The organism is Vibrio sp. K4 (genome assembly GCF_051122595.1).
Lineage (GTDB): Bacteria > Pseudomonadota > Gammaproteobacteria > Enterobacterales > Vibrionaceae > Vibrio > Vibrio owensii.
The window spans coordinates 1,864,414-1,889,621 of record NZ_CP178577.1 but is presented as its reverse complement, the minus strand read 5'-3'; the positions used below and the strand labels follow the sequence as shown (position 1 = coordinate 1,889,621).

Annotated in this window: 19 protein-coding genes; 10 read left to right on the top strand and 9 right to left on the bottom strand. The window is 45.5% G+C overall.

Annotated features, from left to right (window positions below):
• Positions 1-208: 208 nt before the first annotated feature.
• The gene (locus ACLIIY_RS08485; RefSeq protein WP_434528520.1) at positions 209-1,648 is read right to left on the bottom strand and encodes a DUF2867 domain-containing protein; all 1,440 of its coding nucleotides are present in this window, start codon (positions 1,646-1,648) and stop codon (positions 209-211) included.
• 95 nt (positions 1,649-1,743) lie between these two features.
• Between ACLIIY_RS08485 and ACLIIY_RS08480 the strand changes: the two genes are divergently transcribed.
• From ACLIIY_RS08480 to fabV, 8 genes are all read left to right on the top strand, one after another.
• Positions 1,744-3,120, top strand: coding sequence for an MATE family efflux transporter (locus ACLIIY_RS08480; protein WP_039842568.1), 1,377 nt, complete (start codon positions 1,744-1,746; stop codon positions 3,118-3,120).
• Positions 3,121-3,249: 129 nt separating this feature from the next.
• Positions 3,250-3,921, top strand: coding sequence for an ABC transporter ATP-binding protein (locus tag ACLIIY_RS08475; protein WP_005428554.1), 672 nt, complete (start codon positions 3,250-3,252; stop codon positions 3,919-3,921).
• A complete protein-coding gene (locus tag ACLIIY_RS08470; RefSeq protein WP_009705823.1) occupies positions 3,902-6,355 on the top strand; it encodes an ABC transporter permease in 2,454 nt (817 codons plus the stop codon). Before ACLIIY_RS08475 ends, ACLIIY_RS08470 begins: the two co-directional genes overlap by 20 nt.
• Positions 6,355-7,479, top strand: coding sequence for a lipocalin-like domain-containing protein (locus tag ACLIIY_RS08465; RefSeq protein WP_434528519.1), 1,125 nt, complete (start codon positions 6,355-6,357; stop codon positions 7,477-7,479). The genes ACLIIY_RS08470 and ACLIIY_RS08465 overlap by 1 nt, the downstream gene beginning before the upstream one ends.
• A 329-nt stretch (positions 7,480-7,808) precedes the next feature.
• On the top strand, positions 7,809-8,981 hold the full coding sequence (gene nhaA / locus ACLIIY_RS08460; RefSeq protein WP_009705825.1) for a Na+/H+ antiporter NhaA: 1,173 nt from the start codon (positions 7,809-7,811) through the stop codon (positions 8,979-8,981).
• Positions 8,982-9,409: 428 nt separating this feature from the next.
• Positions 9,410-10,036: a TetR/AcrR family transcriptional regulator gene (locus ACLIIY_RS08455; RefSeq protein WP_020194896.1), complete on the top strand. Its 627-nt coding sequence runs from the start codon at positions 9,410-9,412 to the stop codon at positions 10,034-10,036.
• A 69-nt stretch (positions 10,037-10,105) separates the two neighbouring features.
• Entirely contained in the window at positions 10,106-12,391 is a 2,286-nt protein-coding gene (locus ACLIIY_RS08450; protein ID WP_434528518.1) for an acyl-CoA dehydrogenase, read from the top strand.
• 178 nt (positions 12,392-12,569) lie between these two features.
• A complete protein-coding gene (gene fabV, locus ACLIIY_RS08445) occupies positions 12,570-13,772 on the top strand; it encodes an enoyl-ACP reductase FabV (protein WP_132697567.1) in 1,203 nt (400 codons plus the stop codon).
• A gap of 114 nt (positions 13,773-13,886) precedes the next feature.
• On the opposite strand, the gene ACLIIY_RS08440 is transcribed toward fabV, so the two are convergent.
• The gene (locus tag ACLIIY_RS08440) at positions 13,887-15,569 is read right to left on the bottom strand and encodes an aspartate:alanine antiporter (protein WP_005442250.1); all 1,683 of its coding nucleotides are present in this window, start codon (positions 15,567-15,569) and stop codon (positions 13,887-13,889) included.
• A 180-nt stretch (positions 15,570-15,749) separates the two neighbouring features.
• Positions 15,750-16,016, bottom strand: a complete 267-nt coding sequence (locus ACLIIY_RS08435) for a GrxA family glutaredoxin (protein WP_005428550.1) — start codon at positions 16,014-16,016, stop codon at positions 15,750-15,752.
• Between the two features lie 359 nt (positions 16,017-16,375).
• Between ACLIIY_RS08435 and ACLIIY_RS08430 the strand changes: the two genes are divergently transcribed.
• Positions 16,376-17,620, top strand: a complete 1,245-nt coding sequence (locus tag ACLIIY_RS08430) for an iron-containing alcohol dehydrogenase (protein ID WP_045478596.1) — start codon at positions 16,376-16,378, stop codon at positions 17,618-17,620.
• A 78-nt stretch (positions 17,621-17,698) separates the two neighbouring features.
• On the opposite strand, the gene ACLIIY_RS08425 is transcribed toward ACLIIY_RS08430, so the two are convergent.
• From ACLIIY_RS08425 to ACLIIY_RS08405, 5 genes are all read right to left on the bottom strand, one after another.
• Positions 17,699-18,553, bottom strand: a complete 855-nt coding sequence (locus ACLIIY_RS08425; RefSeq protein ID WP_005442248.1) for a MurR/RpiR family transcriptional regulator — start codon at positions 18,551-18,553, stop codon at positions 17,699-17,701.
• Positions 18,554-18,865: 312 nt separating this feature from the next.
• Entirely contained in the window at positions 18,866-20,512 is a 1,647-nt protein-coding gene (gene panP / locus ACLIIY_RS08420) for a pyridoxal-dependent aspartate 1-decarboxylase PanP (RefSeq protein ID WP_009705831.1), read from the bottom strand.
• 121 nt (positions 20,513-20,633) lie between these two features.
• Positions 20,634-21,146 (bottom strand): hypothetical protein, encoded by a 513-nt coding sequence (locus ACLIIY_RS08415; protein ID WP_005442243.1) that lies wholly within the window; start codon positions 21,144-21,146, stop codon positions 20,634-20,636.
• A 208-nt stretch (positions 21,147-21,354) separates the two neighbouring features.
• Positions 21,355-22,260 (bottom strand): lysine exporter LysO family protein, encoded by a 906-nt coding sequence (locus ACLIIY_RS08410; protein WP_045413660.1) that lies wholly within the window; start codon positions 22,258-22,260, stop codon positions 21,355-21,357.
• Between the two features lie 103 nt (positions 22,261-22,363).
• Complete coding sequence (locus ACLIIY_RS08405) at positions 22,364-23,284, bottom strand: HDOD domain-containing protein (protein ID WP_009705833.1); 921 nt, start codon at positions 23,282-23,284, stop codon at positions 22,364-22,366.
• A gap of 370 nt (positions 23,285-23,654) precedes the next feature.
• On the opposite strand from ACLIIY_RS08405, the gene ACLIIY_RS08400 reads away from it, so the two are divergent.
• Positions 23,655-24,242: a TfoX/Sxy family DNA transformation protein gene (locus ACLIIY_RS08400; protein WP_009705834.1), complete on the top strand. Its 588-nt coding sequence runs from the start codon at positions 23,655-23,657 to the stop codon at positions 24,240-24,242.
• A gap of 211 nt (positions 24,243-24,453) precedes the next feature.
• Here the strand turns inward: ACLIIY_RS08400 and ACLIIY_RS08395 are convergent, their stop codons facing one another.
• Positions 24,454-25,002, bottom strand: coding sequence for a hypothetical protein (locus ACLIIY_RS08395; protein ID WP_005442235.1), 549 nt, complete (start codon positions 25,000-25,002; stop codon positions 24,454-24,456).
• Positions 25,003-25,208: the final 206 nt, after the last annotated feature.

Here is a 25,208-nt window from a genome sequence, read left to right as displayed (position 1 = left end):
TGATTCCAAAATCTGCTTAACGTTATAGTCACTAAGTTCAGAACAAAGCCGGTCTAAAAAGGTATGAGCTAAGAATAATATGGGGATTGCACTGAAATAAATTCAATTAAATTTACAGAGTGTTAATCAATATAGAACCTTTTCAATAGCACTCTCAAATCGTCTTTATTTGCTGAAAGTGCTATGAGCGGCCAAGTGCAATGGGGCGTTATTCCTGCTCTAGATGCTCTGCTTCTTTGGCGATCGCTTTTACCATACCTTTGAAGATGAATAGGTGTGCTGGCATCATCGCAAACCAATAAAGCAAACCGGGGAAGCCCTGCGGATGCCACCATGCGGTGATATCGAATTCGCGCTCTTCGCCATCGTCTTTTATTGTAATTTCTAAACGACCAAGCCCCGGACCTTTCATCCCAAAAAACAGTGAGAGGAACTGGTTCTCTTCGCAGCGAATGACCTTCCATGAATCAATGAAATCACCTACTTTGAGCTCTGGCCCTGGTGGTGAAACTCGAATGGGTTTTCCTCCACCGAAGAAGATATCAAGCCACTCTCGGGTGCGCCAAAGGATGTTGGCAAAGTAATAGCCCTTTTCAGGGCTCCCGATCTTTTGTGCGACCTTCCAAAGTGATTCTGCAGAAGCTTTTGTCTTAATGCTGGCTCCTGCCTGTTTTGGGTAATAGCCGTAGCCCGGTTGCCAACGTTTGAGTGCCGCTGGTTCAAACCCCCATACGTTACTGCGCACAAAAGTTCCTTCCGTAGCGATGGTGTCCGCTACGGATTGTTCATAGCTGATTAGCTCTTGTGGAAATCGTTCGTGAATGGCTTTGGTATCGGCAATGTAATCGTGCTCCAAACCAGCAAGCAGCGCTTTACCAATGCTTGCAGGAACTGACGTCACAATAGCTAACCAATACGACGCCATTTTGGGTGTCAGCAGTGGAGTTGACCAAAGTCGGTAAGGTTTTTTCGTGATCTTACAAATGACTTCAAATTGCTCGCGATAACTTAATGTATCCGGACCACCGACTTCGTAGATTTCACTTTCTGCTGGTTTGGTTTCTGCCAGTTTAAGCAAGTAGTGATTGAGGTTGGGTAGGGCGATTGGGTTAGCTTTGGAGTCGACCCACTTAGGCGCGATCAGAATCGGCAGGTTGTAAACGAAGTCACGCATGATCTCGAATGCTGCAGACCCTGGCCCAATAATCACGCCTGCGCGAAGCTCGGTGACAGGAACGCCGGCTTGACGAATGATCTTCCCAGTCGCTTTGCGTGCTGCTAAGTGTTGAGAGTTGCCGGTTTGGGGCTGAATCGCACTCAAGTAGATCACGTGTTCTACGCGACTTTTCTCAAGCGCATTTTTGAAGTTCTCTGCGAGGTTTAATTCGTACTCGACAAAGTCGTGACCTTGCGCCATACCGTGCACAAGGAAGAACACCAAATCAAAATCATTCACGACTTCGAGCGTTGCTTCTGCGTCTGCGAGGTCTAAATAAGTGAGTGTGAGATTAGGGTGTGGCTGCGTTCGAGATTCTAAATAGTCAATATGACGCGCTGCTGCCGTGACAATGTAACCTTGTTCAAGCAACTGTGGAAGAAGCTGTGAGCCAATGTATCCGGAAGCCCCAAGTACCAACACCTTTTTCATTCTGAGTCCTTTTTATTGCTGGTGGATTAGTCACCACTGGGTATAATCATGAGACACTTTTCTCGTTCTATCAATAAGTTGTCGTCGGAGCGTGCATGACTTTTTTCTCACAACTGGTTACTCATGCCGATAAGTCGTTTTTACGTCGACTATTTGCCATCGCATTACCCATCACTTTACAGAGCATGATGTTCTCCAGCCGAAGCCTCGTGGACGTACTGATGCTTGGTCAATTGGGCGAGGCGGAAATTGCAGCGGTTGGCGTTGCAGCAAGAGCGACATTCGTTACGACCATCATGCTCCTTGGCGTAACAACTGGCGGTGCGTTGTTAACCGCGCAGTACTGGGGAGCGGGAAACAAAGTAGGTGTAAGGCAAAGCACATCGCTGACGTGGATGATTTCCATGGTATTCGCTGCCCTTACGGTGGTGTTATTCGTTCTGTTCCCAGAACCTATCATGCGCTTGACGACAGATTCGGAAGAGGTGATTCGCCTTGGTGCTGATTATCTCGTTATTTCATCGGTTAGCATGTTTGCTGTTGCCTGTGTCGCAAGTATGGCGGTGGGTCTCCGTGCTATGCATCAACCCGGTCTAAGTACGTTTTTTAGCGGAATCGGCATTCTGTCCAACATCTTCCTTAACTGGGTGCTTATTTTCGGGCAATTCGGCTTTCCTGCGATGGGTATTAAAGGGGCTGCCATTGCCACCGTCATCAGTGGTGCTATTGAAGTAACTTGTTTATTCAGTTACCTGTGGTTTAAAAAGCACATCATTGCTTTTGGTTTGGATGATATTCGCGCCAGCTTAGTGTTGGATAAAATAACCCGTTTCTTAAAACTTTCCCTTCCGACAACATTTAATTTCCTTGCATGGGCGGGCGGCTTGTTTGCTTATCACGCGATTATGGGACAAGCAGGCGTGCAGGGCTTAGCGGCATTGTCAGTAATGACGCCGGTAGAGTCGATTGCTCTTGCTATGATGATCGGTTCATCCAACGCTGCTGCGGTATTGGTGGGAAATCAATTAGGCGCCAAGAACTTTGGTCCGGTTTACTATCAAGCGTGGGCAACCGTGATTCTCAATGTATTGATAGCCGTCGTTGTCGCGATTTTACTTCTGCTCTCAAACCAACTTATTCTCGATGCCTTTAGTGCTCTGACGCCAGAAACGCGCCACCTAGCTGAACAGTTTATGGTGATTCTTGCTGTCGGGGTGGTACTTCGTTCTGTTCCTATGATGGCTATTGTCGGTGTGCTTCGCGCAGGTGGGGATGTGAAGTTCTGTTTGTACCAAGATCTGATCGCGCAATGGGTAATAAGTATTCCATTAGCCGCATTCGGTGCTATCTATTTAGGCTTTGAGCCGCAATGGGTTTATTTACTGTTTTTGACCGAAGAAGTGGTGAAGTGGGGGACATGCCTACACCGCATGGCGAGCAAGAAATGGATGAAAAATTTGATCGATGCTTAGGAAGGGTCGCGAGACAAGTTGCATTTGTACTCTGATAGTGTGATCAACTATTCAAAATACTTCCTACCAACAGGATTTTAGTGTAGATTCTGATTCCAATTTTTAAACACCATTTGAGCGGCAAAATCAATGTTAAAACTGTCAGACCTATGTAAAGGCTATGTAGACGGGGGAGAGTTTCATCCTGTACTACAAGGGGCAGAATTAACATTACAACAAGGTGAACAAGTCGCATTAATGGGTGAAAGTGGATCGGGGAAAAGTACGCTCCTTAACCTTATCGCAGGTCTTGATACTGCCGATTCGGGCGAGATTCAATACCCGAGCTTTGCAATGCACAGCGCACCTGAACATCTTAGAACACTCTACCGCCGCAACAACATTGGTAATATCTTCCAGCAGTTCAACTTGCTTCCTACCTTGAATATCGCTGACAACATCCGCTTCTGCCGCCAATTAAAAGGCTTACCAGAAGACAAAGGCTTGTGGCGTCAAATTCTTTCTGCTCTCGATCTTATGCCGCTTTTAGGTCGTTACCCTGAAGAAGTGTCTGGTGGTCAGCAACAACGTGCTGCGATTGCTCGTGCTTTGTATATGGAGCCGAAAATCCTGCTTGCCGATGAGCCGACAGGTAGCTTGGATGAGCGTAATGCTGAAGCGGTAATGCGTCTGCTAACCAGCCTTGCACGCCAATTAGAGTGTACGCTGCTGTTGGTTACGCACAGTGAGAAAGTCGCAGAGCACATGGAAGGTAGAATTCGTCTTCAAGGAGGACAGCTGCATGTTATGGCCCGTAGTTAAGGCACTACTCGGTCATTACCGTCGCTATCCACTTCAAATTATTCTTGTTTGGCTTGGTTTAACCTTAGGTGTATCACTTCTTGTCGGTGTGACATCGATTAACCAACACGCAAAACAGAGCTACGAAACCGGTGAGAAACTCTTTTCAAACCCTTTGCCTTACCGTATTCGTACCAAGCATTCAGCTAATAAAATCCCTCAGGGTTTTTACATTCAACTTCGACGTGCTGGTTTTAATCAGTGCGCGCCATTCGATGTTCTTCATCTCGATACCAAAGCCGACTTGAGCCTTATGTTGGTTGGGGTAGACCCAGTTGCGTTACTGCCTTTGCAGCAAGGAAAGTCGCTAAAAGACCTTCCTATGCTGACGTTGATGACGCCGCCTTACCCAATTTTAGTGAGCCAAGACTTAGCGTCTCACATGTCATGGAATGATGGTGATTTTATCACTCTCAACGATGGCAGCAGATTAGGGCCGTTGAAAGTCGACAGCGACAACTTACTTTCAGGCACACGCTTAGTGACGGACATTTCGCTTCTTCGCATGTTAAAGCGTAGCTCTGGCTTGTCCGCGATTGCTTGTGGCGAAATGCCAGAAGAGAAGGTAGTAGCGCTGAAAAATATGCTGCCAAATGGCATGACGCTGGTACGTAATAGCCGCTCAGAATTGGAATCTTTGACGAAAGCATTCCACATGAACCTGACAGCAATGGGCATGCTATCGTTTCTGGTTGGCTTGTTCATCTTCTATCAAGCGATGTCTTTGTCTTTCATTCAACGCCAACGTTTGGTGGGGATTCTTCGTCAAACCGGTGTGAATGGTATGCAGTTGGCACAAGCTTTGATGCTGGAGCTGACCATACTTGTTCTTGTCGCTTGGGCATGTGGTAACTTCTTCGGTTTGATTCTCGCTAACGAGCTTATTCCTGCCGTTTCATCAAGCTTGAGTGATTTATACGATGCCAACGTAGGACTGACGATTGGTTGGTCTTGGGAGTCCAGTCTATACAGTTTGGCAATGTCGGCATTGGGTGCGTTGATTTCCTGTCTGTGGCCGTTAATCCGCTTATTAAAATCACAACCTATTCGCTTATCTTCTCGCTTGTCCCTAATGCGTTTCGCTGGGCGTGAGTTCTCTTGGCAAGCTTTCGCAGCTTGTGGGTTCTGTGTGGCTGCTGTTGCGGTTTATCAGGCACCAAAAACGCAAGAGTCAGGTTTTGCGATTATCGCACTAATGTTGATCAGTGTGGCGTTGTTTATGCCGTTCCTGATGTGGCACATGTTCCAAAGCTTCTCTTATTCATTACGATGGGTTCGTGTACGTTGGTTCTTTGCTGACGCGGCGGCAAGTATGAGTTACCGAGGTGTAGCGACCATGGCGTTTATGCTTGCACTTGCGGCAAACATTGGTGTTGAAACCATGGTGGGTAGCTTCCGCGATACGACAGACAAATGGCTGAGCCAACGCTTAGCGGCCGATCTCTATATTTACCCAACCAACAACTCTGCTGCGCGCATGAGTTCTTGGTTAAAAGAGCAACCAGAGGTTGATTCGGTTTGGTGGCGTTGGGAAAAAGACGTCCCGACTGAACGCGGTGCCTTGCAGGTTGTGAGTACAGGCTCTTCCGAGGGCGAGTTGGACTCTCTAACAGTGAAACTTGGTGTGCCTAACTATTGGTATCATTTACATCACTCTAAGAGTTTGATGGTGAGCGAATCCATGGCATTAAAGCTCGACATTCGCCCTGGTGATTACATAGACCTGCAACCTCCATTAGGGGGAGGGTGGCAAGTTGTCGGTGTCTACTACGACTATGGTAACCCATACAATCAAGTCATGATGTCGCATCGAAATTGGCTGTATGCGTTCGCAGGCTCTGGCAACGTTGGACTTGGCGTCTTGCTCGAAGACAACGTTAATGGTGAAGGTTTAAAGCGTCGTCTAGAGAACGTATTCCGCCTGTCGCAAGACCGAGTGTTTGACAATAACAATATCTATAACCAAGCCATGCGCGTGTTTGACCATACCTTTGCGATCGCGGGTACGCTGGGCAACATTACGTTGATTATCGCTGTATTTGGTTTGTTCTTTGCAACGCTCGCGGGTGAGCTTTCTCGTCAACGACACTTCTCTTTGTTGCGGTGTATGGGCGTTTCAGGCAAAGAACTCGTCTTGTTAGGCGGTTTGCAGTTGTTCGCCTTCGGTATGATTTCTGCGATTATCGCGGTTCCGCTGGGCTTAGCGTTGGCGCACTTGATTGTCGATATCATCATTAAGCAGTCCTTCGGCTGGTCGTTGGAGCTTCAAACCATTCCTTGGGAATACGTTCAGACGATTGCTTGGGCGATGTTGGCCATCATGATCGCAGGGGCACTGCCTGTGATAAGAATGATCAAGAGTACGCCGATGAAATCGTTAAGGGATGCGCTGTAATGAAAAAGATGACCCCAAAAAAGACGTTTTCTATTTCTGCGCTGGTGTTTGTTGTGTTTATCGCATTAGCGGGTGTGACTTTGTACGTTACACATTGGGCAGAAGCGACGGCAACAGAACAAAGTGAGATCAGCGATGTTCTAAAACGCGAGAGCAAAACTATCTTTGAGCCGGTGCTACCAGATCAACATGTTTCGTTACCGCAGGATTTTCGTTTCCACCCTGACTATCAACATGAATGGTGGAACTACTTTGCCAAAGTTCAAGACAAGAATGGCAAAGTGTATAACGTTCAATGGAGCTACTTCCGAGTTGCTACGGACGAACGCGATACTCGTGGCTGGCAGAACCCACAATTGTTTATCTCCCATATCGTTGTGAGCTCTGGCTCTCATGTGTGGAAAGAGCAGAGAGTTGCACGAGGCGGTATTGGACAGGCTGGTATGACGAATCGCCCGTTCCGCTTGTGGATTGATAACTGGAACTGGCGAGCACTAGGCTCTACTCCATTTCCGGGTAACCTAGACGTAACTACCGACACGTTTGCGCTTGATTTGAACACCACAACCAATGGTCCATTTGTAGTAAATGGTGATCAGGGCTTTCAAGTTAAACACGCACTTCAATCTATTGCTTCTTTCAGCTTCAGTGCGCCGTTCCTTAATGTAAAAGGTACACTGACCTTAAATGGTCGTGAAATTCCAGTCTCTGGCTCTGGATGGACGCAGAAAGAGTGGGGAAGCGGCCTGATTGGTGAAGGGCAGCAAGGTTGGGATTGGTTTGTATTTAATCTTGATGATGGCCGCGCATTGACAGTAAGCCGCTATCGACACAATGGTCAGGTGCCACATCTATTTGGCACACTATCAACGCGTTCTGGCAAGGTGATTAACCTTACCGAAAAAGATTTAACCATGACGCCACTACAGGTGACCAACTTGTCCAATGGACGACGTTTACCGCTGCAGTGGATCATTAATGTCCCCGATCAGAAGATTAATTTGACGACGAGGATCATAAAATCGGACATGTGGCTGCCCTTTGTGATTCCATATTGGGAAGGCCCGATACTCGCATCGGGGTCCAATGAAGCCTGGGGATTTATGCAACTCACCGGTTACTAGGATACGAAAAAAGCCATCCAGAAGGGTGGCTTTTTTGTTAATGAAACACGCAGTTTTCGACGCAAAACCGCACGTTAATCACGAAAATTCATCAGATATTATACTAACTTAATAGTAGTCTATGTTAATAGATTGAGCTTATAAGGAGATAGGCAGGTCTTGTAAATAATTATGTTCTTGTTGAAAAATACGATGTTTTGTAAATGAAACATCGGAAAAATCGAAGTTTAAACTCTAAACAAGCGATTATTCTAAAATTTTCAGCAGCTATACACTCTCATCATTCTTTGTTAATCGTTTATTAAGATAATAAATATAAGGGCGAAATCATGAACGATGTCATTCGTGACTTTTTCAAAATGGAATCCGCTGGTGGTATTCTTCTGGTAATTGCTGCGGCAATTGCGATGACCATTGCTAACACCCCACTTGGCGAAACTTATCAAGCTATGCTGCATACTTATGTATTTGGTATGTCAGTTTCTCACTGGATCAACGATGGCCTGATGGCTGTGTTCTTCCTACTAATCGGTCTTGAAGTAAAGCGCGAGCTACTTGAAGGTGCACTAAAATCGAAGGAAACCGCAATCTTCCCTGCTATTGCAGCGGTAGGCGGTATGTTGGCTCCGGCACTTGTTTATGTTGCATTTAACGCCGGTGACCCAGAGGCGATTTCTGGTTGGGCAATCCCAGCTGCGACAGACATTGCTTTTGCTCTAGGTATCATGGCGCTTCTTGGTAAGCGTGTGCCAATTAGCCTGAAGGTTTTCCTACTGGCATTGGCTATTATCGATGACCTTGGTGTTGTTGTTATCATTGCGCTTTTCTACACAGGCGATCTATCTACAATGGCACTAGTGGTTGGCTTTATCATGACGGGCGTGCTCTTTATGTTGAACGCGAAAAACGTCACCAAGTTAACGCCGTATATGATAGTTGGTGCGATCCTTTGGTTTGCCGTACTGAAATCTGGTGTACACGCAACGCTAGCGGGTGTAGTAATCGGTTTTGCTATCCCACTTAAAGGTAAGAAGGGCGAGCACTCTCCACTGAAACACATGGAGCACGCACTGCACCCTTACGTAGCATTCGGTATCTTGCCTCTGTTTGCCTTCGCAAACGCTGGTATCTCACTAGAAGGCGTGTCGATGTCCGGTCTGACTTCTATGCTACCTCTAGGTATTGCACTGGGTCTGTTGGTTGGTAAGCCACTTGGTATCTTCACATTCAGCTGGGCTGCTGTGAAAATGGGTATTGCTAAGTTGCCAGAGGGCGTGAACTTTATGCACATCTTCGCTGTATCGGTGCTGTGTGGTATCGGCTTTACGATGTCGATCTTCATCTCATCACTGGCATTCGGTAACGTAAGTCCTGAGTTCGATACTTATGCTCGACTAGGTATCTTGATGGGCTCAACAACGGCAGCAGTGCTAGGTTATGCGCTATTGCACTTCTCTCTACCTAAGAAAGCGGCAGAAGAAGTAGCGGTAGAAAAAGCGTAAGAAAAGACGATTACACTTTAAAAGCCTCCCAAATCGGGAGGCTTTTTTGTATCCAGAAGAAAGTCATTTGACAAAGTCTCAAACGACAGACGAAAAAAAGCCCAGACGAAAAAGTGTCTGGGCGGATACAAACATAGGAGTTAATAAGAAAAAGCAGCAATGTAGCAACTAGATAGAAACAAGTTTGACGGCCAGTAAAACTTTAAATGCCCTAGTTGTTACAGTAATTCAGACCGGAACAATTCCAAACAGTTCCATTTTTTTTAGAAGTTTTTTTCACAAAACAAGAACCGCTTTAAATTCATCTCGTTAACTGCACACTTTCCTCGTCTGGTCAGACCAATGAGTGAAAATGTGATGTTAATCATTTGTTAATCTCAAGTTTCGGGAGTATATTTTCAAACAGTTGTTTAATACGAGTGATTGAAATGGCCCCGAGAAGTACAACAAAAGAAAAAATACTCGATGTAGCAGAAGGACTATTTGCAGAATACGGCTTCAATGACACATCACTGAGAACCATTACTGGCAAGGCGAACGTGAACCTAGCTTCGGTCAACTACCACTTTGGCGACAAGAAAACGCTTGTAAGGGCAGTACTAGACCGATACTTAGAGGCGCTAATGCCGAGCATCAAAACGTCTTTGATCGAGTTAAACACACGCGACGATTACAACATGGATGAAGTGTTTGAATCGCTACGTTTACCTTTACGTGCACTGAATGACGTGAGACCGAACGGCACAGCGTTATTTATGCTGCTGATTGGTCGAGGATACACCGATGTACAAGGCCATTTACGTTGGTTTATCAGTACAAGATATGAAGAAGTGTTGAACCTGTTTATGTTCTCCATCATGAAGGCAAACCCTGAAATGACTGAAGAACAACTTTTCTGGAGATTGCATTTCACACTTGGCACTTGTGTTTTCACTATGGCATCGAGCCAAGCGTTAACCGAGATTGCAGAAAGCAAATTTGAAAAAGAGGTGGACGTGAAGTCTGTCGTTGACCTACTGATTCCTTACTTGTCGGCAGGTATGTCCGCTAAGTAAAAAACATTAAATCAATAAAAAAGATAAGTGAAAGCCGCGAGCGGTGACGTGAACAAAAGGATCTGAACTATGAGCTCTCTACGAAGAAAATGGATTAGTGACCCAGCATTCAAAATGTTTAAGAAAGTATTGCCTCCATTGTCGAGCACTGAAAAAGAAGCAATGGAAGCGGGTAGCGTTTGGTGGGATGCAGAGTTGTTCTCTGGCAAGCCTAACTTTACAACGTTACATCATTATCCAAAGCCTGCATTGTCTTCTGAAGAGCAAGCTTTTATGGATAATGAACTCGAAACACTGCTTGAAATGCTTAATGACCAACAAATCGTGAAAGATGATCGAGATCTTCCACCTGAGGTTTGGGATTTCTTACGCAAAGAGCGTTTCTTCTCACTGATCATTTCAAAAGAGTATGGTGGCCGCGAGTTTTCTGCTCTGGCTAACTCAACTATCGTATCTCGCATTGCAACACGAAGCATCAGTGCGGCAGTGTCTGTGATGGTACCAAACTCTCTTGGTCCAGGTGAGCTGCTTTCTCACTATGGTACTCAAGAACAGAAAGATTACTGGCTGCCACGTCTAGCGGACGGTACTGATATCCCTTGTTTCGCATTGACTGGCCCTGAAGCTGGCTCAGATGCGGGCGGGATTCCTGACCAAGGCGTGGTGTGTTACGGCATGCATGAGGGTGAAGAAGTCCTTGGTATTCGTGTTAGCTGGAACAAGCGTTACATCACTCTAGCTCCGGTAGCAACCGTACTTGGCTTGGCGTTCAAGCTTCAAGACCCTGATGGTCTGCTTGGCGACAAGAAAGACGTTGGTATCACCTGTGCATTGATTCCTGCCGACCATGAAGGTGTGGAGATTGGTGAGCGTCACGACCCGCTAGGTTCTGCGTTTATGAACGGTCCTACTCGTGGTAACGACGTGTTCATTCCTATGGAATGGCTGATTGGTGGTTCAGAATACGCAGGTAAAGGCTGGCGTATGCTGGTTGAGTGTCTATCGGCCGGTCGCGGTATTTCCCTTCCTGCATTAGGTACCGCGATTGGTCACCTTACTACGCGTACTACTGGCGCTTATGCATACGTTCGTAAGCAGTTTGGTATGTCGATTGGTAAGTTTGAAGGTGTGGCAGAAGCAATGGGCCGTATTGGCGGTTTGACTTACCTGCTTGAGGCGACTCGTACGCTGACGACGACTTCTCTGGATATGAAAGAGAAACCGGGCATCGTGACCGCAATTGCCAAATACCACATGACAGAAATGGCTCGTACTATCCTGAACGATTCTTTCGATATTCACGCGGGTCGAGCGATTCAAGATGGCCCTATGAACTACCTAGCGAAACACTATCTAGGTATTCCAGTCGCGATTACGGTTGAAGGGGCAAACATCCTAACTCGTAACCTAATGATCTTCGGTCAAGGCGCGACACGTTGTCATCCATACGTGTTGAAAGAGATGGAAGCTGCTGCGAACCCAGATTCGAAAGTAGGCGCAAAAGAGTTTGATGATCTGCTGTTCAAACACATCAAACACGCAATGGGTAATACCTTTGGTGCGTTGGGTGCGGCATTGACCGGTTCTCGCTTCGTGAAAGCGCACATGAGTGGCCCTACACAGCAATACTACAAAGACATCACTCGCCTAAGTCGTGCACTGGCAGTGAGTGCAGACTTTGCAATGCTAACGTTGGGCGGTGACCTGAAACGTAAAGAGATGATCTCTGCTCGTCTTGGTGATGGCTTGAGCTATCTATACATGGCGTCAGCGGCGCTTAAGAAATACGAAGACGAAGGCCGTCAACAAGGTGATTTGAACTTTGTACACTATGCCGTTCAACATTGTTTGTACAACGCTTCGAAGTCGCTAAATGAAGCGTATTCAAACTTCCCTGTGAAATACGTGGGTGGCGTTCTAAAAGGTTTGTTATTCCCACTAGGTAATCACTTCAAAGCGCCAAGCGACGAGCTGTGTGTGAGCCTAGCAGAAGCAATGATGACGCCAGGAGCACAACGTGACCGTATGACGAGCTTGTGTTACATCGGTAAATCAGAGGACGACAGTGTTGGTCTGATGGAGCGTGCGTTCTTAGCGATGTACGATGTGAAGCCTCTAGAGCGTAAACTGATGAAAGCGGCGAAAGATGGCAAAGTAGCGCGTAAAGGCCTACTGCATGACCGTCTACAGCAAGCGTTTGAAGCAGAGGTACTGACAGAGCAAGAAATCGACCAAATCATGGCTGCAGATAAGTTGCGTTACAAAGCGATTCAAGTTGACCACTTTAGCCACGATTTCTCAGAAGTTCGTACCAATGTGACCACGAAAAAATCGCATCTGAACTCAGCAGCATGAAGCGCTTGAGTATAAAATGAGAGAAGCACCTCAATTGAGGTGCTTTTTTGTGTTTAAGGCTTTTGCTTTTCGACTGAGTGCTCCAACCACTTGCATTTTCGCAGCATTTTTACAGAAATTAGGTGCGAAGTAGGGCTGAACCTTTTATCCTAGCAACGTTTTTTAAAGGAAGTTGAATATGATCATCAAACCTAGAATTCGTGGATTTATCTGTACTACTACGCACCCAGTGGGTTGTGAAGCTAACGTAAAAGAACAAATTGCTTACACTAAAGCACAAGGCCCAATTAAAAACGCACCAAAACGCGTTCTTGTTGTGGGTGCATCAAGTGGCTACGGCCTATCTTCTCGTATCGCTGCGGCATTTGGTGGCGGCGCTTCAACTATCGGTGTTTTCTTCGAAAAAGAAGGCACAGAGAAGAAGCCAGGTACAGCAGGTTTTTACAACTCTGTTGCATTTGAAAAGCTAGCTCGTGAAGAGGGTCTATACGCGAAAAGCCTAAACGGTGACGCGTTCTCAAATGAAGCAAAACAGAAAACAATCGATCTGATCAAAGAAGACCTTGGTCAGGTAGATATGGTGGTTTACTCACTGGCTTCTCCAGTACGTAAAATGCCAGAAACGGGTGAACTGATCCGTTCAGCACTTAAGCCTATCGGTGAAACTTACACGTCGACCGCTGTTGATACGAACAAAGACGTCATCATTGAAGCAAGCGTAGAGCCTGCTACTGAGCAAGAAATCCAAGACACAGTAACCGTAATGGGCGGTGAAGACTGGGAACTATGGATTAACGCACTATCAGACGCTGGCGTTCTAGCAGATGGTTGTAAAACAGTGGCATACAGCTACATCGGTACTGAGCTGACTTGGCCGATCTACTGGGATGGTGCTCTAGGTAAAGCGAAAATGGACCTAGACCGCGCAGCTGCAGCACTTAACGAGAAACTGTCTACAACTGGCGGTAGCGCAAACGTAGCGGTACTTAAGTCTGTTGTGACTCAAGCAAGTTCTGCAATTCCTGTAATGCCTCTATACATCGCTATGGTATTCAAGAAAATGCGTGAAGAAGGCGTACACGAAGGTTGTATGGAGCAGATCTTCCGTATGTTCAGCCAACGTCTATACAAAGAAGACGGCAGCGCAGCAGAAGTAGATGAAGTGAACCGTCTACGTCTGGATGACTGGGAACTACGTGAAGATATCCAACAACACTGCCGTGACCTATGGCCACAAATCACCTCTGAAAACCTAAAAGAACTGACTGACTACGTTGAGTACAAAGAAGAGTTCTTGAAGCTATTTGGCTTCGGTGTTGACGGTGTGGATTACGAAGCAGACGTGAACCCAGCAGTAGAAACAGATTTTACTCAAATCTAATCGTTTCTAACGGAATTAAAAAAGGCGCTCAATGAGCGCCTTTTTTGTGTCTTGAATCTCTGTGTTGAATAAGGAGCGCTGCATAAGCTGTTCTGCAACGCCCGCTTAAAGTGATTAACTCAGAATAATCAGAATTGTACCAGCTAGGGTCATCAAGATATTGGCAATCGCGTACGTACCTGCGTAGCCAAGTGCTGGAATCGTCGACTTCGCGTATTCGTTCACTACGTCCATTGCTGGTGCACATGTACGAGCACCGATGATGGCACCAAAGAGTAGGGCACGGTTCATCTTAAGCACGTAAGCGCCAACTAGGTATGCAAGAACGACAGGCACAACGCTGACGATAAACGCCAAACCGATGATCTGCGGACCCACTTGAGTTAAGTGTTCAAACATCTTGCCACCGGCGCTTAAGCCGATGCCGACCATAAAGAACATCAAACCTAAGTCTTTGACCATGTTCAATGCCCCTTGCGGTACATAACCGAAAGTAGGGTGGTTCGCTCGTAGGAAGCCCAACGTGATGCCTGAAAGCAATAGGCCAACGGCGTTGCCTAGGCTGAATGACACCTGACCAAACGTCATTGTCACCAAACCAAACATAATGCCTAGAATAAAGAAGCTACAGAACGCAAGTAAGTCTGCCATTTGACTGTGGATCGAGATGAAACCGATTTTCTCAGCAAGACCATGAACACGGCTTTTCTCACCACTTACTTGGAGCACGTCACCTTTGGCCAGAACGATGTCTAAATCCATTGGCATTTCGATTTGAGCGCGCACTACGCGGTTCAAGAAACAGCCGAATTCCGATAGGTTCAAATCAGACAAACGCTTACCAGCAATCGCATCACTTTTAACGACGATCTCTTCTTCGACAATTCGAAGGTCAAGTAGGTTACGGTCGAATACTTCTTTACCGTTACGGAAACTCGGGTCAAGACGTGCGTGGCTGTCTGGGAAGCCTACTAGTGCGATTTCGTCACCTTCTTGCAGGATAGCGTCACCATCTGGGTGGGCAAGAATACCGTTACGACGAATACGTTCGATGTAACAACCTGTCTGGCGATAAATGCCCAATTCTCGAAGGTTTTTACCATCTGTCCAGTCAATTAGCTCAGGACCAACGCGGTATGCACGGATGATTGGCAAGTAAACCTTACGTTGACTAGAGTTGCCTAGGCCACGTTCTTGCGCAATTTGCTGAGCTGAATCCGATAGGTTCTGTTTTTGCAGTTTTGGCAGCAGTTTGGCGAACATAATCATACTGATCAAACCCACCAGATAAGCCATCGCATAACCAACCGATAGATTTTCTAATACCAAAGAGAAATCCATATTACGTGGAATGGTTGCAAGGCCAGAGTTGAGCGCATCTTGTGCACCTACCAGAACAGGCGTCGCAGTAAGGGCACCTGCCATCATACCGGCAGACAAACCAAAATCGAGGCCCATATAGTGGCTGCAGAAATAGGTGAGACCTACCGCAGAAACGAGTACGGTCATACTCAAAATAAAGTAATGCTTACCGTCTCGGAAAAATATGCCGAAGAAGTTTGGGCCCGCTTCAATACCCACACAGTAGATAAACAGCATAAAGCCGATGGTCAGTGCTTCTGCATTAAAAGAAAAGCCAAGATGGCCCATTACGAGAGACGTAATGAGAACGCCAATGGAATTACCTAACTGCAGCTTTCCAAAGCGAATTTTACCAATGGCAAGACCAATTGCTAATACGACGAAGATTAGAAGAATGGGGTTTTGTTCAAGAAGGTGTACGACGTCTATGTTCACAGCGTGGCTCGGTAAGGTGTGTGCCAAATAAAAATTAAGAATTTCGAATTGTAACTAAATATAGCAAAAAGATAAGTGAAATTTTTTAGGTTTTACTATTACTTGACGTAGGGGAGTAACAATTTGAATACATAATAAAAAAGCCGCTAATAGCGGCTTTTAAAAAATCAGTTATTCGAATTACTCGTCGAATAGACCTAGGTGCTCTTTTGCGTAAGCTTCAAAGTCATCACAACCACCGATGTGCGTTTGGTCGATGAAGATTTGAGGAACAGTTTCTACTGGCTTACCAACTGTTTTCTCTAGGTCAGCTTTAGAAATACCTTCAGCATGGATGTCTACGTAACGGTAGTTGAAGTCATCACGTTTTGCTTTAAGTGTCTCTGCGTGCTCTTTTGCGCGAACACAGAATGGGCAAGCTGGGCGACCAAAGATAACTACGAACATAATCTTATTTCTCCTAAAATCTATTCTTGTTGAAAGCACAACTAGACGTCATGTCGGTACATGCTTTCGTTTGTTGGGATAACTATGCCCGATCCAGATACGGAAATAAAGCAGCATTTACCTCTTGGCTCGATAGGTGAAATCTATCGTATAAAAACTAAACACGCACTAAGCTTAAAGCCAAGAAAAGTCACTTTTGGGGATGATTCTTAACCGCAAAATCGCTGCAGTTAAGTATGTGAAGTGACGCATAAAAACACACTTTTTGAAGGGTTAATGGCGGCAAGGTGCACTCGGTCAACTTTTTTTTGCTGAAAGCATAGCACTCTAGTGTGAGTTGTTGTTTGGGGAGGAAGTGTATGTTTCAGTTTATGACTGCGACACGGATTATCTTCGGCGAGGGAGCGCTCCAATCTTCGCTGTCTGTAATCAATCAATTTGGCTATAGCGTTTTACTGGTCACTGGTAAAGACACGCAACGAGCCACACCTATCATTAATTATCTAAAAGCGCAGAACATGCGCTATCAACACGTCGCCATCAATGGCGAACCCAATATCACTATGGTGGAAGAAACTGCCGTGCTTGGGCGCAAGTTTCAACCAGACATGGTCATTGCGATTGGCGGGGGCAGTGTCATTGATATGGGCAAAGCACTTGCCGCGATCATTCCCAACCAAGGTGATGTCTATGATTACGTCGAAGTGGTTGGGCGAAACGTACCTTTAAAAACCAAACCGATTCATTTTATTGCGATTCCTACTACGGCAAGCACCGGCTCTGAGGTAACCAGAAACGCCGTACTTAAATCCGGGCAAGACCAAGTGAAGGTCAGTTTAAGAAGTCCGGAAATGCTTGCTGATGTGGCGATAGTCGATCCAACGTTAACCTATGGCACTGACCAATATACCTCTGGTCGCGGAGCAATGGATGCCTTCACGCATTTGATGGAAGCATACGTATGTGGTGATCCAAACCCTCTCACCGATATGGTGTGTGAAGAAGGACTACGTCGATTAAGTCGTTCGGTCATTGCGGGCTGTAAACAGGATAATCATAAGGCCAGAGCAGACCTTTCTTTTGCGGCACTTTTAGGTGGGATGGCCATCACCAACGCTAAACTTGGTGCGGCACACGGATTAGCCTCTGCACTAGGTGGCAAGCTCGATGCCCCACATAGTGTTATTACTGCGCGTTTGGCTCCTCATGTTATGCAAGAAAACATCAATGCCGCAAAAAGAGCAGGGCGCAGTGATGTGATAAGCCGTTACAAGCGATTGGCACAACTCGTCACGGAAAGAACCAATGCCAACGAACATGATGGCGTACTTTGGGTGAGAATGGTGCTGGATAAGCTTGAGTTGCCTCAGCTTGGTAAATTTGGTGTGTGCCAGACGTCGTTTGAGCAGGTCGCCGATGATGCACTAAAGTCAGTTGCCATCAAAGGTAATCCATTACCGCTTACGCAAGATCGTTTGGTGTACATTCTTCGCCAAGTTTGTGATTGCAGTGACGCCTGCATGAGCGAGAGTGAAGGCAGTCAACATGTCAGCTCAGTAGAGGTGTTGGAGTCACGCTCGGATCTTTCGGATGTGAATCAGTAGAAATACGATCGACCAGATACGAAAAGGGGAGCTATTTAGCTCCCCTTTCTATTTTTTATTACAGACTAAGTCGATTCGTTAGTATTGACTTAGCTTGTCGTAGCGGCTGTCTTTCAGCGCGTCTTTTACTCGCTTCAAGTTTTCACGGAAACCAGTACCACGGCGTAGCGTGAAGCCTGTTGCTAGCACATCGATGACCGTCATTTGCACCACACGACTTGCCATTGGCATGTATACGTCTGTGTCTTCAGGTACATCTAGCGTGATAGCCAGTGAACTCGCTTTTTCTAGCGGTGAGTCTTTTGCTGTGATGGCAATAACCGTCGCGCCGTTTTCACGAGCAAGATTTGCAATCTCAACTTGGCTCTTAGTGCGACCAGTATGAGAAATCAGAACGATAACGTCATTGTCACTACAGTTGATGCAGCTCATGCGTTGCATCACGATATCTTCGAAACAAGTAATTGGAATATTGAAGCGAATAAACTTGTTTTGAGCGTCACGTGCAACAGCAGAAGAAGCACCTAGACCGAAGAATGAGATGCGCTTAGCTTGAGTCAGAAGATCAACCGCACGGTTAACTTGCATCGAATCAAGACTGTTTTTCGCTACGTCTAAGCACGCCATTGTCGATTCGAAAATCTTGTGCGTGTAAGCATCCGGACCATCGTCTTCTTCGACATTACGGTTTACGTAAGGCGTACCATTGGCAAGGCTTTGCGCAAGGTGAAGTTTAAAATCTGGGAAACCTTTAGTATCCAGACGACGACAGAAACGGTTAACAGTAGGCTCACTCACGTCAGCCATTTTCGCTAACGTTGCAATGCTTGAATGAATTGCAGTTTGTGGAGACGCCATAATTACTTCTGCAACTTTGCGCTCTGACTTACTGAAATTCTCCAGGTTTTTTTGAATTTTTTCTAATGTATTCATAGTGTTCACGAGGGTATAGAGAACAACTCGCTGGCTCTGTTAACGTATGGAAACCCAAGGGGCTTCTCTGTCTAGAGGGGCGTTAACGAAAACCACCAGCGCCATAAATTCAGTATAAACCCGATCCTTTATCTGGCTAAAACAAATACCGTTACTATTTCGTGAGAATTTGACAAGCCTCAAACAAAATGTTGTAAAAACTACAGAATTGAAGGTGGGATCGTTGGTTTGTTGCTCTAGTGGCACAATAATGATGTCTGAGTTACACCAAAAAGAAAGAAATTTTCACTTTGATGTAACTCACATTGGCGACTAAGAATTGAGAATGTCGTCGACAGTTTCTTCAATCTTAGCCATCAAGCTCGGTGCTTGCTGAGCAATTTCTCTTTGCTCACTCAAAACCGCGCTCAAGATATCATTGGTGGTTAATGGGTTAGCAAGAACGACGCGGAATACAATGGTGTTCATGCGTTGCCATTGGTCTGGATTCAGTCGAGTACGAGAGACAAACGACTTACCCGTTTCACGCTGACGTTTCTGAATAAACTGAGTGAGCTGGTTGATTAGCTCATTAAGTTTTTCTTTCTGAACGCCCTGTGCTTTATCTAACGCCGCGCGCATATTGGTTGGCAGATATCGGTAGGTTAACAAACAAAGCTCAGGCTCAGACACCAATTCGAAGTCTTCTTGTTGGTTAATCAGATCAGCGAAGTAACGTGCTTTCTCGATACTTTGGTCGATCAGTAGTTCGTAACCTGGGCGACTGATGATGTGCATTGCTGCGTAAACCAACATTGCCATACCAGATCGAGAGCCCTCAAGCGTATGACTGCCTAAGTCTTTAGAACCTTTGCGCAAGATGTACTGTGCATGATGCTCGATAGACTTCATCGCATCTGGATCTTTAAACAGAACCATGCCAGCGCCCATCGGAATGTAAAGCTGCTTGTGAGCATCGATCGTTACAGAGTCGGCGAGTTCAACACCACCAAGTAGGTGACGATGGTTGTTCGACATCAATGTCGCGCCGCCCCAAGCTGCATCCACGTGGAAGTGGCAGTTGTGCTCAGCACATACTTCTGCAATTTGAGGTAGTGGGTCAACACTGCCAGTCTCTGTTGTACCAGCAACACCAACCACAGCGATAGGTTTGATGTTCTGTGATTCGAGCTCGGCGATTTTTGCTTTTAGGTCGTCAACAATGATGCGGTTGTTCGCGTCTGTTTTGACGGCAACTAGGCCCTCTTGACCAAGACCAAGAACGTCTGCCGCTTTCTTCAGTGAGTAGTGACCTCGTTCAGAAACCAAAATCGCTAAGCCTTCGTAGCCATAATGTTTCATGGCTTTGAACAGGCCTTCTTTCTCTACACCTTTGAATGCGCCATCAGCCTTCAGTGCTTTATTGCGAGCAACCCAAAGCGCAGTGATGTTAGCGATGGTTCCGCCGGAGCAAAATGCACCAAGAGAGTGTTTCGCGCTGTGCATCCATTTACGGTAGAACTTATCGTCCTGACCATAGATAAGGCGATGCAACATACCAAGAACTTGACGCTCAAGCGGTGTGAAAGCTTTTGATGTTTCGATTTTCACCAAGTTTTGGTTCAAGGCAATCATGATCTTCGACAACGGCATTAAGAAATACGGCAGGGCAGAAGTCATGTGGCCAATAAAGCTTGGTGCAGAGGTATGAACCGAGTGAGATACCAAGGTATCTAGCAGGTGCTCGGTATGGTCTGACACGAACTCAGGTTGCTCAGGAATCTGAGCAGAAGAAAAGTCTTTCTCAATTTCACGTAAAGGCTTTTCTTCTGCCACGATGTGTTCACGAAGAAATTGATTCAAGTTCTGCGAAAGACTTTCATCAATTTTAGTCAACGTTGAATCTGGACCTTCAGGGATAGTGAAGATCTTTAACAAGCTCTCGAAGCTAACGTCAGCGGTTTTTTGTTCCTTAACCATAGCAAAGAATCTTTGTAGTTATTTTGGTAATGCGAGCGGCACAATCTAAACCAAAACGGGCGCAAAGTCCCGTTTTAATTATTGAAACCCATATTGCTGAAATGAAATTCAAGGGTGGGATTTATTCACATTTCTGCTTCTCAATCTTAGCAATTGATTGATTATACTTGTTAAGCGCAGAATCGATCTGTTTTGGGTGGCTCAATAAGTCAGCAAATGCAGAGCGTAGGTCGTAGTTCTTTGGATGGTTTGCAGATTGACGATCGCTGAAGGTTTTCTTCGCCGCTTCCCCTAAGGCATCACTGCGTGTCGCCAGTTGCTTCACATCATGTTGTTCTAGCTTCAACCATGCCTCAACCGGTTGCTCTGTTGCTACTCGGCTTGGATCGTTTTCTAGAAAATAATGTACTGCTTCACGGTTGAGTTCGAAGTGGTGTTTACGGCCTTCTAAGAACCATTGGCTAACTTCGTTTAAGTCAGGGTATTGAGTCACAGTTAGGTCTACGAGGTCTTGATACCACTGTAGGGAAGCATCAATGTAGCCATCGTATTTAGTTGCAAGACATTGCTGATCAGCAGCAAAAGTAAAAGTTGAGCTTGTAGCGAGGAGCGCCGCAACGACAAAGCGTTTCATTATTATTCCTTTTGGTTGTATTCCCTTTGTAACCCCAATAGACATATGCCTTGCCTGTCAATGATTACCGATCCAAGAGTTAAAAATTAAAGGGCTCGATAACAAAGCGGTGAACTAGAAAATTCTCTTCGAATTGAGCATTTTGAGGTTACTTGGGTATTTGAATTTTTGCCGTATTGTAATGGATGTTAATGAATATTCCTGAGATCTAGCTAGCAAGAGACACAAAGAAAAGCATCATAACTGGCACCAATAAGCTCAAGATAAAGCCACTAACAATGGCAACAGGCACACATCGAACACCGCCAGTGGTTTGAATGACAGGCAGCGTAAAGTCCATCGCTGTCGCACCAGCGTAGCCAATTGCTGTAGATGGATAACTGCGAATAAGCAGTGGGATGGCAATCAAAGCGACCAACTCACGCATCAGCTCAATTAAGAAAGAAGCGCCGCCAAAGATAGGGCCAAAGGCGTCACCCATCAAAATGCCAGCCAGTGAGTACCAACCAAAACCGGAAGACATTGCCAAAGCTTGATAAAGAGGAAGATCCAAAATCATTGCAGCAATTACGCCGCCAAGCATACACGTTGTAATGATCACTGTCGCAATCGCCATGCCTTGCTTGTTGAGTAGAATTTGTCTGAGCGTCAAACCACTATTACGCAGTTGAATGCCGATAAAGAAAAGCAAAAGGAATAAAATCCACTCGCTTGCAGTGTCTACCCAAGACAAGCCAATAGGAAGAATCAAGCCAGCGACTAGGCCACCACCCACAACAACGACAAGCTTGATTGACTCTAAGGCCATTGACGAAAGGGGGAGCTTCTTTTGATTCTGATCGGTTTGCAAAGGAAGTAGCTTATCGACCAAAGGTAAAGCGAGTAGGTTGCAGGCTCCCAAGCACACAAAGAAGGTGCCCGCGTATAGAAGGATGGTTTGTAGATTGCTACCTAAATTATCCAGCGCAGCCAAACTCAAGCCCATCAGGGAAAGAATGACGTAAATAAGGTACGACGTCGATTTATTGATCTTCTCCAATACTGACGCGCGAGAAACTGGAATTAAATAACCCACCACGAGTGGGGCGAAGATAAATAGCATCCCTGAGAACATAAAGCCCAATGATTCCTTTCTGGATAAAGAACAACAGAGCCACGAATCAACGTATCAGAATACTATCTGACGATTATCGTGGCTTGGTTTGAAGCTGTTAAGATTAAAGACCGCTTGCGCTAAGTACTTCTTTAATTTCACTTTGGAAGTCAGTATCACTCATATTACTGAGATCGTACAAGACTTCTGCACCTGTTAAATTAAATTCTACTTCGTGATCTTCAATGCGTTCATCTTGATTGCGGAACATTAATAGATGGTTTGCGATACGAGCAATATCTAAATAGCTTACTTCAGGGCGAGCAGATTCGAACTTCTCATTCGAGGAGACTTCACGGAAATCATTATCAAAGCCCCATTTTTCTAGCACTAATTTACTCGTAGCAGAACAGCGGGTTTGGAATATTTGTAGCGCGATATCGGCATCAAGGTAGTTGCCGCGATCGAGATAGAGGTGGTATTCATTGATTAGGCAGAATAAGCCAATGTCGGCTAACAAGCCAACCAGCAGTGCCTTTTCTTGCTCCAGATGCCCATAGGTCGCCGGCTCATGCTTACGAAACTCTTGAACCACTAACACCATGGTTGCGCCAAGCTCACGTGAAACCGCCGCACTTTTCACCAAGATGCTATTACACTCTTTAGTTAGGTTCACAGAGTGCTTCAACTGTTCAATCGCTTGTGCAGTGACGATATCCCTCACTCGCAGAATCCCAAGGCGTGAAACTGCCGTCGTTAGGTCATTGCATGTAATGTTGCGACGATTAAAGATGACAGAGTTTGCCACGCGAACAACAACTGCAGCCAAACCTGGATCTTCCAGTAAGGCATTTGCTACATCTGCAATGGTCGTGTGTTCTTCAGTGCAAAGTTGTTGGATCTTGAGGACGACATCTGGGATGGGAGGAAGGGAAATTTTGCCAGTAGAAATCGATTGTTCTACCAGCTGAGCGAACTCAGATTCGAGTGCCTTTATGAGCTTATCTTTATTATTAGGTAGCCAAAAAAATGATAAATGTTCCATTATGACGCTGTGCTTGAGAGCTTTCGTACAGTGTACCCTCACAGTATGTTAGTTATCAATTAAATACCTAATTCGCTCTCGCAATTGCCGTATTAATCACCATGATGCTTATTTTTTGGCACTTACTGCGTCAAAAAAACATCGGATGAAGATAAGTAAGTGTGAAACTAATCACGTATGTTGAATTTGTAGTTTGGCATCTGTGACATAGATCCTAACTTATTTTTCAACGTTAAGTATGATTAAGACAGTTGGTGAGCGCAATTCACAAAAATATCGCCAACATAACGACAATTTTTAATCGCTATAAGCTGCTGTTCAATCTGGTGACATCGCTAATCGGGGTAATTTATTCCAATTAAAGAGGTCAATGGACATGACAGACCAAGCTTTTTTTAACTATGTAAGCAATTTTAGTGAGTACCAAAAACGTTCAATGTTTGGTGGTATTGGTTTATTCAGCAATGACGCAATGTTCGCGTTAGTAAGTAACGACTGTTGTTATTTACGCGGCGGAAATGGGTTGGATGATGAGTTTACTCAACTAAACTGCGAAAAATATAAGCACGTCAAAAAGCAAACGACGGCAACCGTAAACTATTACGACGTAACAGACCTGTTTGATTCAAGCTTTGATGGGCTAGACGAACTGTTACAAAAATCAATTGAATGTTCTATCAAGGAACGCAAATACCAAAAGTCTTCCGCCAGTAGACGTTTGCGCGATCTGCCAAATATGCAGTTAACGCTCGAACGCATGGTAAAGAAAGCCGGCATTGATGATGTCGACACATTTTTAGAACTTGGACCGGTAGAAGTGTTCAACAAAGTCCGAGTTGCTTACGGCAGTGACGTTGATGTGAAACTTCTATGGAAATTTGCTGGTGCGATCGATGGTATCCACTGGAAACTAATCCAAGAGCCACGCAAGAAGCAATTGCTAGCCATGTGCGAGTAAGGCGCTTTAGTTTCACGATGATTGACTCGTTTAGGATGAAGTTAGCGAGTCATAAAAGGTGAGTGTTGAAAGCGACAAAAGGAAGTTGATGCTTTTAGCCACTTCATTCGAGTTAGTCATTGCTACAAATCAGTTATCAGAAAAGAAAAACCGAGGCAGATGCCTCGGTTTTTTTATTTGTGCTTCTAGGGCTGTTCAATCAAGGGATTGATTAGAACTTGAAGCGAGTAGTGAACATCACTTGGTCACCGTAGAAGTCGTTAATGCGCGCTTCTGCACCTAGAGAGAATAGCTCTGTAGAGTGGAAACGAGCGTAAACAGAACCAATCCAATCGTCATCGTTATCGATAGATACGTAGCCTGCTTTACCACCCACTTCTAGTTGTGGACCAAGCCATTGGCGTACACCAAGGTTCAGTTCCATACCAACGTCTGTGCTGCTTGAGTTTGATGGTTGTACAACACGCATTAGCATTGCACCTGTTAGGTCAGCCCAGTTGTTTAGTGGAGAGTGGAAGCCAAAACCCGCTGCTGAATCGAAATCGCCATCGAATTCAGAATCGATGCGAGCAATTACGTGTGCATTTGGGTGGATTGATTTGCTGAAACCAGCACCGAATGTTACTGGGCTTGCACCAATGCGAGCTTCCATGTAGTCGTAGCTAAAGTTGCTCATTGTTGCTGGAGCGTTGTAGTCGTTCGCAGCTAGAGCTTGGCTAGATGCCAGTAAAAGGGCAGCGGCTAATAGTGTTTTACGCATAACTAACGATAAACCTTGTCTTATAGTTCCATGGATCCAAGTAACCACTTGAACCGTAATCTGATTTGTTCGACATCATAATAAAAACCAAGGGCGACGACCAACAAAAAAGTGTCGATGTTTTGTCAAATGAGTCAATTGTGCCAAGTTAACAGCAAAAAACGCGCCATGTTGAGGTGACGTGGCGCGTTTTTGTGTTCAAAGAA

Excerpts from the sequence above, each read along its gene's own strand:
- ACLIIY_RS08410 (WP_045413660.1), bottom strand. The coding sequence starts at position 22,260 with ATGTTCTCAGGGATGCTATTTATCTTCGCCCCACTCGTGGTGGGTTAT.
- fabV (WP_132697567.1), top strand. The coding sequence starts at position 12,570 with ATGATCATCAAACCTAGAATTCGTGGATTTATCTGTACTACTACGCAC.
- ACLIIY_RS08405 (WP_009705833.1), bottom strand. The coding sequence starts at position 23,284 with ATGGAACATTTATCATTTTTTTGGCTACCTAATAATAAAGATAAGCTC.
- nhaA (WP_009705825.1), top strand. The coding sequence starts at position 7,809 with ATGAACGATGTCATTCGTGACTTTTTCAAAATGGAATCCGCTGGTGGT.
- ACLIIY_RS08395 (WP_005442235.1), bottom strand. The coding sequence starts at position 25,002 with ATGCGTAAAACACTATTAGCCGCTGCCCTTTTACTGGCATCTAGCCAA.
- ACLIIY_RS08400 (WP_009705834.1), top strand. The coding sequence starts at position 23,655 with ATGGACATGACAGACCAAGCTTTTTTTAACTATGTAAGCAATTTTAGT.
- ACLIIY_RS08425 (WP_005442248.1), bottom strand. The coding sequence starts at position 18,553 with ATGAATACATTAGAAAAAATTCAAAAAAACCTGGAGAATTTCAGTAAG.
- ACLIIY_RS08450 (WP_434528518.1), top strand. The coding sequence starts at position 10,106 with ATGAGCTCTCTACGAAGAAAATGGATTAGTGACCCAGCATTCAAAATG.
- panP (WP_009705831.1), bottom strand. The coding sequence starts at position 20,512 with ATGGTTAAGGAACAAAAAACCGCTGACGTTAGCTTCGAGAGCTTGTTA.
- ACLIIY_RS08475 (WP_005428554.1), top strand. The coding sequence starts at position 3,250 with ATGTTAAAACTGTCAGACCTATGTAAAGGCTATGTAGACGGGGGAGAG.
- ACLIIY_RS08430 (WP_045478596.1), top strand. The coding sequence starts at position 16,376 with ATGTTTCAGTTTATGACTGCGACACGGATTATCTTCGGCGAGGGAGCG.
- ACLIIY_RS08455 (WP_020194896.1), top strand. The coding sequence starts at position 9,410 with ATGGCCCCGAGAAGTACAACAAAAGAAAAAATACTCGATGTAGCAGAA.
- ACLIIY_RS08480 (WP_039842568.1), top strand. The coding sequence starts at position 1,744 with ATGACTTTTTTCTCACAACTGGTTACTCATGCCGATAAGTCGTTTTTA.
- ACLIIY_RS08435 (WP_005428550.1), bottom strand. The coding sequence starts at position 16,016 with ATGTTCGTAGTTATCTTTGGTCGCCCAGCTTGCCCATTCTGTGTTCGC.
- ACLIIY_RS08485 (WP_434528520.1), bottom strand. The coding sequence starts at position 1,648 with ATGAAAAAGGTGTTGGTACTTGGGGCTTCCGGATACATTGGCTCACAG.
- ACLIIY_RS08465 (WP_434528519.1), top strand. The coding sequence starts at position 6,355 with ATGAAAAAGATGACCCCAAAAAAGACGTTTTCTATTTCTGCGCTGGTG.
- ACLIIY_RS08415 (WP_005442243.1), bottom strand. The coding sequence starts at position 21,146 with ATGAAACGCTTTGTCGTTGCGGCGCTCCTCGCTACAAGCTCAACTTTT.
- ACLIIY_RS08470 (WP_009705823.1), top strand. The coding sequence starts at position 3,902 with ATGTTATGGCCCGTAGTTAAGGCACTACTCGGTCATTACCGTCGCTAT.